Raw genomic sequence first — 11,842 nt, 5'->3', positions numbered from 1 at the left:
CAAGAGCGCGTTGGTGTCACCGGTGACCCGGATGGCCCCGTCGGGGCCCGTTCTCGCCTGCACCGATAGGGTTTGGCCATGCGCGATCTCGGGGCGGGGTTCCGGTACCTCCTGAAGGGCCAGCGGTGGGTGGCCCGGCACGGCAAGCAGTACGGTTTCGGGCTGCTCCCGGGCCTGATCACCCTGGTCCTGTACGCGGCGGCGCTGGTCGCGCTGGCGCTGTGGGGCCAGGACGCCGTCACCTGGGCGACCCCGTTCGCCGACGACTGGTCGAGCCCGTGGCTCGGCCTCTTCCGCGGCTTCCTGACCGCCGTGCTGTTCGCCCTCGCCCTGCTCCTCGCCGTCGTGACGTTCACCGCGGTGACGCTGCTGATCGGGCAGCCCTTCTACGAGAACCTCTCCGAGAAGGTCGACCGGGACGTGTCCCCGGACGGCCACGCCCCCGAGTCGGGCCTGCCGCTCTGGCGCGAACTGTGGATCTCCGCCCGCGACAGCCTCCGCATCGTGGTGCGGGCAGCCCTGTGGGGTGTGCTGCTGTTCGCCTGCGGCTTCATCCCGGTGGTCGGCCAGACGGCCGTACCGGTGCTCGGGTTCTTCGTCACCGGGTTCTTCCTGACCGAGGAGCTGACCGCCGTCGCCCTCCAGCGCCGCGGGGTCGACCTGCGCACCCGCCTCACGCTGCTCCGCTCCCGCAAGACCCTGGTGTGGGGCTTCGGCACGCCGCTGGCCGTGGCCTTCCTGGTGCCGGTCGTCGCGGTGTTCATGATGCCGGGCGCGGTGGCGGGCGCCACCCTCATGGCTCGGGAACTGCTGGGCGAGGAGATCCAGGAGGGTGACGGGGACGGCGACCGGGCTGTCACGACTCTTCCGCAGCCGCCTTCAGGATGGCCTTCACCTGGGCGATGATGTCCAGCCGGTTCCGCACGAAGTCCGGGTCGGTGACCTCGCTGGTGTTCCCGGTGCCGAACTGGAGCACGGGCGTGTGCACATGCCCGCCCGGCAGCCGGTCGTGCAGCCCCAGCCGGTCCCGCAGCAGCGTCGCACGGTAGGCGATCTCGTTGGAGAGGTAGTCCCCGCCGCCGCCCGCGCGAGCGATCGAGCCGGGGGTCGGCCCGTCCGGGCGTACGACCGGCTGGGTGCCGCCCGCCGGGATCTCGGTGACGCTGGTGTTGTCGTACACGGGGAACCGGCCGGTGTTCGCGGCGACGATCGCTCGGTACGGCAGCGTGGTCGTCGTCCACTGCGGCTGCGAGCCCGGGTCGGTGACGGGGACGGTCCCGGTGCGGCCGATGTTGTCGTTGTCCCCGAAGCCGCCCCGCCAGGCCCCGTTGGTCCGCTCGATGTCGAACCGCCCGACCCGGCCTTGGCTGACCGTGGTGAACAGATCGACCTCGGGCAGGTACGGCCGTAGCGTCCGCTCCACCGACCCGTCCGTGAAGTCCTGCCAGCGCACCGGGAACACGGCCGTCTCGATCCGGGCCGGGCCGTCCGCCGTCTCGATCACCGTGCCGTCGAGGGCGAGCGCGGTGGCGCCGGACGGGTTGGAGATCCGGATGTCCCGGTCCAGGGTGAACGGGTCGAAGCCGGTGAGCAGGATCCGCTTCAGGTCCTTGCCGTGCGGGTAGCGGAGGGCGGTCTGGCCGCGTGAGGTGCGCTCCAGCTCGTCGAGCAGCGCGGCCCGCTGTTTGTCCGTCAGTCCGAACTCCGGCTCCCAGGTGCGCACTTCACGCGTCATGCCGAGCCGGGCCCAGTACAGCGGCCGGTCGTCGTCCCGGCTGAGGTCACCCCCCGAGGGGCCACGCCCCTGCGCCCGGTCGACGGCACGCTGCCACAGGCGCGTGCCCTCACGCGTGAGCGCACGGCGGGCCTCCCCGTACGACCCGGCCGCATCGAGGGCCCGGGCCAGCCTCGGGGCGACGGTGTCGAACCCGGAGCGGCGCAGGATCTCCTGGGGGGCGGCGCGGTCGAGCCGCTGTTCCTCGACGGTGGGAGAGGGAGCCGTCCCGGCGGCGCTCGCGGCCGTCGGAGTGGTGAGACCGGTCAGCAGGGCGAGACCGAGGACGCCGAGGCGAACGCGTATGGAGTTCAAGGAGGTTCAGGCCTTCCGTCACGGTGGGGGTGGCGTGGTGCCGGACGGCGGCAGTATCGCGTGACAGGAGTGATCTACGCCATGGGTGCTCAGTCGGTGCTCTCACCGAGCAGCGTCAGGAAGTCCCGGAACGCCGACGCCATGTCCACCGACTCCGGGTCCAGCAGCCACTGGTACTGCAGCCCGTCCAGGATCGCCACCAGCAGCGGCGCGGCCCGCTCGGGAGTGAGGCCGCTCGGCAGCCGGTCGCCGTACTCGGCGCGCAGCACCTCGGCCATGCCGGCGCGGACCCCGGCGTAGCGCTCCGTGAAGTACGCGCGGGCCGGATGGTCCTCCGTGACGCTCTCGCCGAGCAGCGCCGAAAAGGTCTGGATGATGGCGGGCCGCATCGCGTTGTACTCGACCAGCGAGGCCAGCAGGTCCAGCCGCAGCCGCCCGGCGGGCATCGCGTCCCAGCGGTCCCGCTCCTGGAGCACCGCGACCAGCAGCGCCTCCTTCGTCGGGAAGTGGTGCAGCAGCCCCTGCTGGGTGAGCCCCACCCGCTCGGCGACCGCGGCCAGGCTCGCTCCCCGGTAGCCGCGCTCGGCGATCACCTCCAGGGCGGCCCGCACGATCTCCGCGCGCCGCTCCGCGCTTCTCGCCCTGGCCGTCATGGCGTCACCGTACGACATGACGAACGACCGATTGTTTCGAGAAGATAACGAAACCTACCGCATCACAGGTAACGGGGGCACGATGTCGGCATCCAGCGGCTTTCGACGTGGAGGTGCCGGCGTGACGGAGACAGCGGAAGTACGGCGTGAGGCGGCGGTCGAGGCGGCCCTCGGCAAGCTCGATCTGGACGCCAAGGCACGGCTGCTGGCCGGACAGGACATGTGGAGCCTGCCCGCGCTGCCACAGGCCGGCCTGGCCTCGCTGGTCATGTCCGACGGCCCGATCGGCGTCCGCGGGGTGCAGTGGAGCGCCGACGATCCCTCCGTCGCCCTGCCCTCACCGACCGCCCTCGCCGCCACCTGGGACCCCGGACTCGCGCACCGGGCAGGCGTGCTGCTGGCCCAGGAGGCCCGCCGCAAGGGCGTCCACGTCCTGCTCGCCCCCACGGTCAACCTGCACCGCTCCCCGCTCGGCGGCCGCCACTTCGAGGCCTACAGCGAGGACCCGTACCTCACGGGCCGGATCGGCACCGAGTACGTCCGGGGCGTCCAGTCCGGCGGCGTCGGCACCACCGTCAAGCACTTCGTCGCCAACGACGCCGAGACCGACCGCCTCACGGTGAACAACCTGGTGAGCGAACGCGCCCTGCGCGAGCTGTACCTGGCCCCCTTCGAGGCGATCGTCGAGAACGCCCACCCCTGGGGCATCATGACCGCCTACAACTCCGTCAACGGCCCGACCATGACCGAGCACCACCACCTGGTCAACGAGGTCCTGCGCGGCGAGTGGGGCTTCGACGGCGTCAACGTCTCCGACTGGACGGCGGCCCGCTCCACCACCGGCGCCCTCACCGGCGGCCTGGACATCGCGATGCCCGGCCCGCGGACCGTCTACGGCCAGGCACTCGCCCGCGCCGTCCGGGACGGCGAGGCCGACGAGGCGCAGGTCGACGAGGCCGTCCGCCGCGTCCTGCGCCTCGCAGCCCGGGTCGGCATCCTGGACGGCGCCGAACCGGTCGTCGCCGAACCGCCCGCGGCCGTCGACGGCGAGGCGCTCGCCCGCGAGATCGCCCGCCGCTCCTTCGTCCTGGTCCGCAACGAGAGGGGCGCGCTGCCGCTGAAGCCCGGCCGGGTCGCCCTGATCGGCGCCGCCGCCCGCGACGCCCGCGTCCTCGGCGGCGGATCCGCCACGGTCTTCCCCGCCCGGACCGTCTCCCCGCTCGACGGACTCACCGCCGCCCTCCCCGAGGGCAGCCTCACCTACGCCCTCGGCGCCGACCCCAACACCGAACTCCCCGTCGCCGACCAGGGCTTCGAGCTGCGCGCGGTCTGCCGCGACACCGACGGCACCGTCATCGGCACCCGCTCGGCCCCCAGCGGCCACATCCAGTGGATGGGCGGCGACCTGCCCGACGGCGTCACCCACGACACCCTGCACAGCGTCGAACTGACCGGCACCTTCACCCCGCGCGAGACCGGCACGCACACCTTCGGCTTCAAGGGCCTCGGGCCCTTCAAGCTGACCGTCGCGGGCACCACGTACTTCGACGACGTCCAGCGCCCCGCCGAGGACGGCGACCCCTTCGCCGCCTTCTTCGGCGCCCCGGTGCCCCACGCCCGCGTCGAACTCACCGCGGGCGACCCGGTCGAGGTCTCCCTCACCTACACCGTCCCGCCGCCCGACGGCCACCCCATGCGGGTCATCGGCTTCACCCTGGCCCACCAGGACCCGCAGCGTGACCCCGACGAGCTGATCGCCGAGGCCGCCGCTGCCGCCCGCGCCGCCGACACGGCCGTCGTCGTGGTCGCCACCACCGACCGCGTCGAGTCCGAGGGCTTCGACCGCACCGACCTGCGCCTGCCCGGCCGGCAGGACGACCTGGTCCGCGCCGTCGCCGCCGCCAACCCGAACACCGTCGTGGTCGTCAACTCCGGCTCCCCGGTGGAACTGCCGTGGCGCGACGACGTCGCCGCCGTGCTTCTGAGCTGGTTCCCCGGCCAGGAGGGCGGCGCGGCCCTCGCGGACGTGCTCACCGGCGACCAGGAGCCCGGCGGCCGCCTGCCCACCACCTGGGGCTCGCTGACCGATGCCCCCGTCACCCAGGTCGTCCCGGAGGGCGGCGAACTCCCCTACGACGAGGGCGTCTTCATCGGCTACCGCGCCTGGGAGCAGCAGGGCCGCATCCCCGCCTACCCCTTCGGCCACGGCCTCGGCTACACCGACTGGACCTACGAGTCGGTCGAGGTCGCCGGGAGCGTCGAAGGGACCACCGCGAAGGTCCGCCTCCGCAACACCGGCGACCGCCCCGGCCGCGAGGTCGTCCAGGTCTACCTCGCCCCGAGCGAGCCGGACCCCACTCGTCCGGCGCGCTGGCTGGCCGGCTTCGCCGGCGTCGAGGCCGCACCCGGCGAAACCGTCGAGGCGACGGTCGAACTACCGCGCCGCGCCTTCGAGATCTGGGACGAGACGACGGTCTCGTGGTCGTATGTGAAGGGTTCGTACGAGATCCAGGTGGCGCGCTCGATCACCGACCGCAGGATCACCGCGACGATTAACGTCTGACCGGGACGAGTTCCCCACTGAGCAGCCCCGGTCCGGGACCTGACCCCTGGACCGGGGCTCGTGGGTTCCCGGGCCCGCGACTCAGCGGGTGCCGAACCCGTACACCGTCTCCGAGCGGAACACCTCGCCCGGCCGCAGCACCGTGGTCGGGAAGTCCGGCCGGTTCGGGGAGTCGGGGAAGTGCTGGGTCTCCAGCGCGATGCCGTCGCCGGGCGCGAAGGGCTCACCCAGGTGGTCGGCGGTGTACAGCTGGAGCCCGGGCTCGGTCGTCGCCACCGTCAGCACCCGCCCGGACGCCGGGTCGTGCAGCTCGGCGACCTCCACCGGGACGTCCGCCACGCCCTTGTCGAGCACGAAGTTGTGGTCGTAGCCGGAGCCGACCTTGCGGGCCTCGCGGAAGTCGAAGCGCGTGCCGGTGACATCGTCCGGGCCGCCGGCCGGGATCAGGTCCTCGTCGACCGGCGTGTAGCGGGAGGCGGCCAGCCGCAGCTCGTGGCCGCCAGCGTCGCCGGAACCGCCCAGGTTGAAGTAGCTGTGGTTCGTCAGGTTCACCACGGTCGGCGCGTCCGTCACCGCCTCGTACGCGATCCGCAGCGCGCCGCTCTCCAGCAGCGTGTACGTCGCCGAGACCTCCAGCCGCCCCGGGAACCCCTCTTCGCCGTGCGGACTGATCCGGCTGAGCCGCACACCGTGCTCGACCGGGGCCGCGTCCCACACCCGCTTGTCGAAGCCGTGCGCTCCACCGTGCAGCGAATTCGGCCCGTTGTTCGGTTCCAGGGCGTACGTCCGCCCGTCCAGCGGGAAGCGGCCGCCGGCGATCCGGTTGGCGTAACGCCCGATCAGGGCCCCGAGGTAGGGCCCGGGGTGGGCGAGATAGCCCTCGAGATCCGCGAACCCCAGCACCACGTTTCCGGCCCGCCCCTCCCGGTCCGGCGCCTCGACGGACTGCACGATCCCGCCGTACGACAGCACCCGCACCCGTACGCCCGCCCGCTCCAGGGTCCAGCGGTGCACCGGTGTGCCGTCGGAAAGTGTGCCGAAGAGTTCGTTCATGTGCGGAACTCTAGGGCAGGGCCCAGGTCAGCGGCCCTTCGCCGTGACCGTCCGGTACGCGATCTCCGCCAACCGGGCCTGTCCGTTCACGCTCGGGTGGAAGTAGTCCCAGCGGCTCAACTGAGCCGTGCCGAACCGGTAGTCGTACACCGCGTTTCCGTCGTACCGGCACCGCTTGTCCTCGGCGCAGACCTCCTTCAGGACCTTGTTGTAGTCCTCCACCCGCTTGTGCACCGTGTCCCGCCGCAGGGTCGCCGCCGAGTCCAGGGCGTCCGCGTCGCCCAGCATGGACGGGCAGATGCCCAGCTGCCACACCTGCTTGCCCAACGGGCTGTTGCGCCCCTGCGACCACAGCCGCTTCAGGTTCGGCACGCTCGCCACGAACACCTGTGCCTTGGGCAGGGCTTCGCGCAGGGTGCGCAGCGCGTCCTCGAAGTCGCTGCGGAAGGCGGAGACCGGGGTCATCGCCGCCGGGGAGGACCGGCAGGCGTCGTTCGCCCCGGCCATCACCGTCACCAGCTGCGGCTTCCGCCGCACCGCCTGGGTCATCTGCCCGGGCAGATCGGCCATCCGGGCCCCCGTCACGGCGTAGTTCCAGCTCCGCTCGGCGGCCTTGGCCCGCCCCAGCAGCCGGACGGCGAGAGAGTCCACCTGGGGGCTGGCGCCGGTCGCCCAGGACGCCTCCGGACAGTCCTGCAGCACGTCACAGGCGTCGAAACCACGCGTGATGGAGTCACCGACGGCCGCGACGGAGCTCGGGCTGCGGTCCCACAGGGGCGTGGGCCTGGGTGACGGCTCGGCGCTGGCGGACGGTGCGGGGGAGTCGCCCCCCACGGCATCACACCCTGTGACACCCAGGGCAGTCGCCACGGCCACGGCGGCAATGATCCGTGAGCGGTGGCTTCGCTTCCGCATTCCTGTTCCATCCCCTCGCCGCACCGTGGCTGTTTCCCCAACCATTAACAACGCACGAGGGTTCCCGACCGATCAGGTGCAACGGCTCACACCCGTACAAGCGTCCCCCTGGGTGAATGGCGGGCGTTTCCCGGCACCTGGACCGACCGTACGTCGCACTCCTTGCGCCACCGCACGGTAGCCTCGCCATCAACGTGACCCGCCCGGTCACAGCCGTTCCGCCCGTTCAAACATGGACCGCTCTGCCCGGAGGTTCCGGTGACGACACGTGGAGTTCTGTACATGCACTCCGCGCCGCGCGCGCTGTGCCCGCACGTCGAGTGGGCCATCGCCGGGGTGCTCGGCACACGCGTCAGCCTGGACTGGATCCGCCAGCCCGCCGCGCCGGGCACCTGGCGCTCGGAGTTCTCCTGGCAGGGCCAGGCGGGCACGGCGTCGAAGCTGGCGTCCGCGCTGCGGGGCTGGCACCTGCTGCGCTTCGAGGTGACGGCCGAGCCCTGCCCCACCGCCGAGGGCGAACGCTACAGCTGCACCCCCGACCTGGGCATCTTCCACGCCGTCACCGGCATCCACGGCGACATCCTCATCCCCGAGGACCGCCTCAGAGCGGCCCTCCAGCGCGCGCAGCGCGGCGAGACCGACCTGGAAGCAGAGCTCAACAAACTCCTCGGCAAGCCCTGGGACGACGAACTGGAACCCTTCCGCTACGCAGGCGAAGGCGCCCCGGTCCGCTGGCTCCACCAGGTGGTGTAGACGCCTCTAGGGGCACGCCCTCTAGGGGCACGCCCTCTAGGGGCGCGGGGAACTGCGCGACCAGCCCCCACCCGCCCGCACCCGGCACACAACGCAACACAAACGGCGATTGGCCCGAACCCCCCTCAGGGAGTCCGGGCCAATCGCCGTAAAGACGAATCAAACCGTCCGGAACGCCAGCACCACGTTGTGCCCACCGAACCCGAACGAGTCGTTCAACGCGGCGATCCGCCCATCAACCGGCAGCTTCCGAGCCTCACCACGAACGACATCGGCATTCGCCTCGGCCTCGGGGTCGAGGTTCTCGACGTTGATGGTCGGCGGAGCCACCCGGTGGTACAGCGCCAGCACCGTCGCCACCGTCTCGACCCCACCCGCGCCACCGAGCAGATGCCCGGTCATCGACTTCGTCGCGGACACCGCGAAGTGGTCGGCGTCGTCACCGAACACCTTCCGCAGCGCCTTGAGCTCGGCGATGTCACCGGCCGGCGTCGACGTGGCGTGCGCGTTGACGTGCACGATCTCCGCCGGGTCCAGGTCGTTGCGCTCCAGCAGGTGCTGCAGGGCCTGCGAGATGCCCCGCCCCTCCGGCTCCGGCTGCACGATGTCGTGGCTGTCGGCCGAGATGCCCTGGCCGACCGCCTCGGCGTACACCCGGGCCCCGCGCTTCGCGGCGTGCTCGGCGGACTCCAGGACGACGACACCGGCGCCCTCACCGAGGACGAAGCCGTCGCGGGCCACGTCGTAGGGACGCGACGCGCCCTGCGGGTCGTCGTTGTTCTTGGACATCGCCATCATGTTGCCGAACGCGGCGATCGGCAGCGGGTGGATCGCCGCCTCCGTGCCACCCGCGACGACGACGTCGGCGCGGCCCGTGCGGATCATCTCGATGGCGTAGCCGATGGCCTCGGCGCCCGAGGCGCAGGCGGAGACCGGCGTGTGCACGCCCGCCCGGGCACCCACGGCCAACCCCACGTTGGCCGACGGGCTGTTGGGCATCAGCATGGGCACGGTGTGCGGGGAGACGCGGCGAACGCCCTTCTCCTTCAGCACGTCGTACTGGTCGAGCAGAGTCGTCACGCCGCCGATACCGGAGGCGATGACCGCGCCGAGCCGGTCCGGGTCGACGTTCGGGTCCTCGTCGGCGCTCGCTTCGAAACCGGCGTCGGCCCAGGCCTCCTTGGCCGCGATCAGCGCGAACTGCGCCGAGCGGTCCAGGCGGCGGGCCTGCGGCCGGGGGATGACCTCGGTCGGCTCCACGGCGACCGGGGCCGCGATACGGACCGCCTGCTCGGCGGCCCACTCCTGCTCCAGGGGCTTGACGCCGGAACGTCCGGCGATCAGGCCCTCCCAGGTAGAGGCTGCGTCGCCACCCAGCGGTGTGGTTGCGCCGATACCGGTGACGACCACGGTGCGATTGGTCGGGCTCACGGGAATTCTTTCTCCAACGGATACGAGGATTAAGCGGCGCCACCGCCGGGTGGCGGGGCAGTAGGCCCAGGGCCTGGTCGGACGATCAGCCCTGGTGCTTGAGGATGTAGTCGGTCGCGTCGCCGACGGTCTTGAGGTTCTTGACGTCCTCGTCCGGGATCTTGACGTCGAAGCGCTCTTCGGCGGCGACGACGACCTCGACCATGGACAGCGAGTCGACGTCCAGGTCGTCGGTGAAGGACTTGTCCAGCTGGACGTCCTCAACCGGGATGCCGGCGATCTCGTTCACGATCTCGGCGAGACCGGCGACGATCTCTTCCTGAGTGGCGGCCATGTTGGCGCTCCTTCGTAGATATCCAGAGGGTGTGGCAGGTGTTTCCTCCCGTGCCGGACCGCATGATCCGGCACGGAGTGCCTAGGGGAGGGTAACGACAGTCGCGGCGTAGACGAGACCCGCCCCGAAGCCGATGACGAGCGCGGTGTCGCCGCTCTTCGCCTCACCGGTCGCCAGGAGCCGCTCCATCGCGAGCGGGATCGAGGCGGCCGAGGTGTTGCCGGTGGTGCGTACGTCACGCGCGACCGTGACGGACTCCGGCAGCTTGAGTGTCTTCACCATCGAGTCGATGATCCGCTCGTTGGCCTGGTGCGGGATGAAGACGTCCAGGTCGTCCGCGGAGATGCCGGCGGCGTCCAGCGCCTCCTTGGCGACCTTCGCCATCTCGAACACGGCCCAGCGGAACACCGCCTGGCCCTCCTGCGTGATGGCGGGGAACTTGGCGACCTCGCCGGAACGGTAGTCCGTCCACGGCACGGTCTGCTTGATGGTCTCGGACTTGTCCCCCTCGGAGCCCCAGACCGTGGGGCCGATGGCGGGCTCCTGGGCCGGGCCCACGACGACCGCGCCGGCACCGTCGCCGAACAGGAAGGCCGTCGCCCGGTCCTCCAGGTCGGTCAGGTCGCTCAGCCGCTCCACGCCGATCACCAGGACGTACTCGGCGGAGCCCTCGACGATCATGCCCTTGGCGAGCGTGAGGCCGTAGCCGAAGCCCGCACAGCCGGCCGAGATGTCGAAGGCGGCGGCCTTCGCGGTGCCGAGCTTGTCGGCGATCTCGGTCGCGACGGCCGGGGTCTGCTTGAAGTGCGAGACGGTCGAGACGATCACGCCGCCGATCTGCTCGGCGGAGATCCCGGCGTCGGCGATCGCCTTGCCGGACGCCTCGATGGACATCGCGGCGACGGTCTCCTCGTCGTTCGCCCAGTGCCGGGTCTCGATGCCGGAGCGCGAGCGGATCCACTCGTCGGACGAGTCGATCGTCTCGAGGATCACCTCGTTCGGCACGACCCGGGTCGGGCGGTACCCGCCGACGCCGAGGATGCGCGCGTACGGGGCGCCCTTGCTGGGCTTGATCTTCGCCATGCGGACGGCTCCTTGGGGGCGGCGGTCAGGCGTGCTCGGCGATGAGCTCGCGAGCCGCGTCGAGGTCGGCGGGGGACTTCAGGGCCAGCGTCTTCACACCGGGCAGAGCACGCTTGGCGAGGCCGGTGAGGGTACCGCCGGGGCACACCTCGATCAGGGCCGTGACGCCGAGCTCCTTGAAAGTCTCCATGCACAGGTCCCAGCGGACCGGGCTGGCGACCTGGCCGACCAGACGGTCCAGCACCTCGGCGCCGGCGGTGACGGTCCGACCGTCCTTGTTGGAGACGTAGGTGATGGTCGGGTCACCGGTGTTCCGTGCGTCGGCGGCGGCCTTGGCCAGCGTGTCGACGGCAGGGGCCATGTGGTGCGTGTGGAAGGCGCCGGCGACCTTCAGCGCGACGACCTTGCGCACGCCCTCGGGCTTGTCCGCCTCCAGTGCGGCGAGCTGCTCCTTGGTGCCGGCCGCGACGATCTGGCCCGCGCCGTTGATGTTCGCCGGCGTCAGGCCCAGCTTCTCCAGGTGCGGAACCGTCACTTCGGGGTCGCCGCCGAGAAGTGCCGCCATGCCGGTCTCGGTGACGGCGGCGGCCTCGGCCATGGCGAGCCCGCGGGTGCGGACAAGACGGAGGGCCTCCTCGTGGGGGAGTACCCCGGCGAGCGAGGCGGCGGTGAACTCGCCGACGCTGTGCCCGGCGACGGCGCCGACCTTACGCGGGAAGTCGGACGGGTCGTCGAACAGCATGGCCGCGGACGCCATGCCGGCCGCGACCAGCAGCGGCTGCGCCACCGCGGTGTCGCGGATCTCCTCCGCGTCGGCCTCGGTGCCGTAACGGATCAGGTCGAGGCCCACGGCGTCGGACCATGCCTCGAGGGCACCACGGACACCGGGGAAGTCGAGCCATGCGGACAGGAAGCCGGGCGTCTGGGCGCCCTGGCCGGGAGCGACGAGTACGAGCACTCTCACACTC

General features: G+C 71.7%; 11 protein-coding genes. 3 read left to right on the top strand and 8 right to left on the bottom strand.

From position 1 onward, the window contains the following. The first annotated feature begins 78 nt into the window (after positions 1-78). Positions 79-906, top strand: coding sequence for an EI24 domain-containing protein (locus AC07DF_RS23795; protein WP_478974773.1), 828 nt, complete (start codon positions 79-81; stop codon positions 904-906). Here the strand turns inward: AC07DF_RS23795 and AC07DF_RS23790 are convergent. Together AC07DF_RS23790 and AC07DF_RS23785 are read right to left on the bottom strand one after the other, a co-directional pair. Next, entirely contained in the window at positions 857-2,089 is a 1,233-nt protein-coding gene (locus AC07DF_RS23790) for a pyroglutamyl-peptidase I (RefSeq protein ID WP_478974770.1), read from the bottom strand. The genes AC07DF_RS23795 and AC07DF_RS23790 overlap by 50 nt on opposite strands. A gap of 89 nt (positions 2,090-2,178) precedes the next feature. Further along, on the bottom strand, positions 2,179-2,760 hold the full coding sequence (locus tag AC07DF_RS23785) for a TetR/AcrR family transcriptional regulator (protein WP_478974767.1): 582 nt from the start codon (positions 2,758-2,760) through the stop codon (positions 2,179-2,181). 64 nt (positions 2,761-2,824) lie between these two features. Between AC07DF_RS23785 and AC07DF_RS23780 the strand changes: the two genes are divergently transcribed. Beyond that, positions 2,825-5,305 carry a glycoside hydrolase family 3 protein gene (locus tag AC07DF_RS23780; protein ID WP_478974764.1) on the top strand — a complete coding sequence of 827 codons (2,481 nt, stop codon included), beginning with the start codon at positions 2,825-2,827 and terminating at the stop codon, positions 5,303-5,305. An 81-nt stretch (positions 5,306-5,386) separates the two neighbouring features. Here the strand turns inward: AC07DF_RS23780 and AC07DF_RS23775 are convergent, their stop codons facing one another. Beyond that, positions 5,387-6,358, bottom strand: a complete 972-nt coding sequence (locus tag AC07DF_RS23775; RefSeq protein ID WP_478974761.1) for an aldose epimerase family protein — start codon at positions 6,356-6,358, stop codon at positions 5,387-5,389. A gap of 27 nt (positions 6,359-6,385) precedes the next feature. Continuing rightward, positions 6,386-7,273 (bottom strand): SGNH/GDSL hydrolase family protein, encoded by an 888-nt coding sequence (locus tag AC07DF_RS23770; RefSeq protein WP_478974758.1) that lies wholly within the window; start codon positions 7,271-7,273, stop codon positions 6,386-6,388. A 258-nt stretch (positions 7,274-7,531) separates the two neighbouring features. On the opposite strand from AC07DF_RS23770, the gene AC07DF_RS23765 reads away from it, so the two are divergent. After that, on the top strand, positions 7,532-8,026 hold the full coding sequence (locus AC07DF_RS23765) for a DUF3145 domain-containing protein (protein WP_478974755.1): 495 nt from the start codon (positions 7,532-7,534) through the stop codon (positions 8,024-8,026). 159 nt (positions 8,027-8,185) lie between these two features. Here the strand turns inward: AC07DF_RS23765 and fabF are convergent, their stop codons facing one another. The 4 genes from fabF to AC07DF_RS23745 all read right to left on the bottom strand — a co-directional run bounded on the left by fabF (position 8,186) and on the right by AC07DF_RS23745 (position 11,832). Beyond that, positions 8,186-9,457 carry a beta-ketoacyl-ACP synthase II gene (gene fabF / locus AC07DF_RS23760; protein WP_382830630.1) on the bottom strand — a complete coding sequence of 424 codons (1,272 nt, stop codon included), beginning with the start codon at positions 9,455-9,457 and terminating at the stop codon, positions 8,186-8,188. A gap of 85 nt (positions 9,458-9,542) precedes the next feature. Continuing rightward, complete coding sequence (locus AC07DF_RS23755; RefSeq protein ID WP_003989952.1) at positions 9,543-9,791, bottom strand: acyl carrier protein; 249 nt, start codon at positions 9,789-9,791, stop codon at positions 9,543-9,545. An 81-nt stretch (positions 9,792-9,872) separates the two neighbouring features. After that, complete coding sequence (locus tag AC07DF_RS23750; RefSeq protein WP_189724933.1) at positions 9,873-10,874, bottom strand: ketoacyl-ACP synthase III; 1,002 nt, start codon at positions 10,872-10,874, stop codon at positions 9,873-9,875. 25 nt (positions 10,875-10,899) lie between these two features. Further along, positions 10,900-11,832, bottom strand: a complete 933-nt coding sequence (locus AC07DF_RS23745) for an ACP S-malonyltransferase (RefSeq protein WP_478976200.1) — start codon at positions 11,830-11,832, stop codon at positions 10,900-10,902. Between the last annotated feature and the right edge of the window lie 10 nt (positions 11,833-11,842).

This window comes from Streptomyces sp. NPDC044719, from assembly GCF_056433405.1.
Note: the sequence above shows the minus strand (reverse complement) of the source record. Positions and strands in the feature narration are given on the sequence as shown.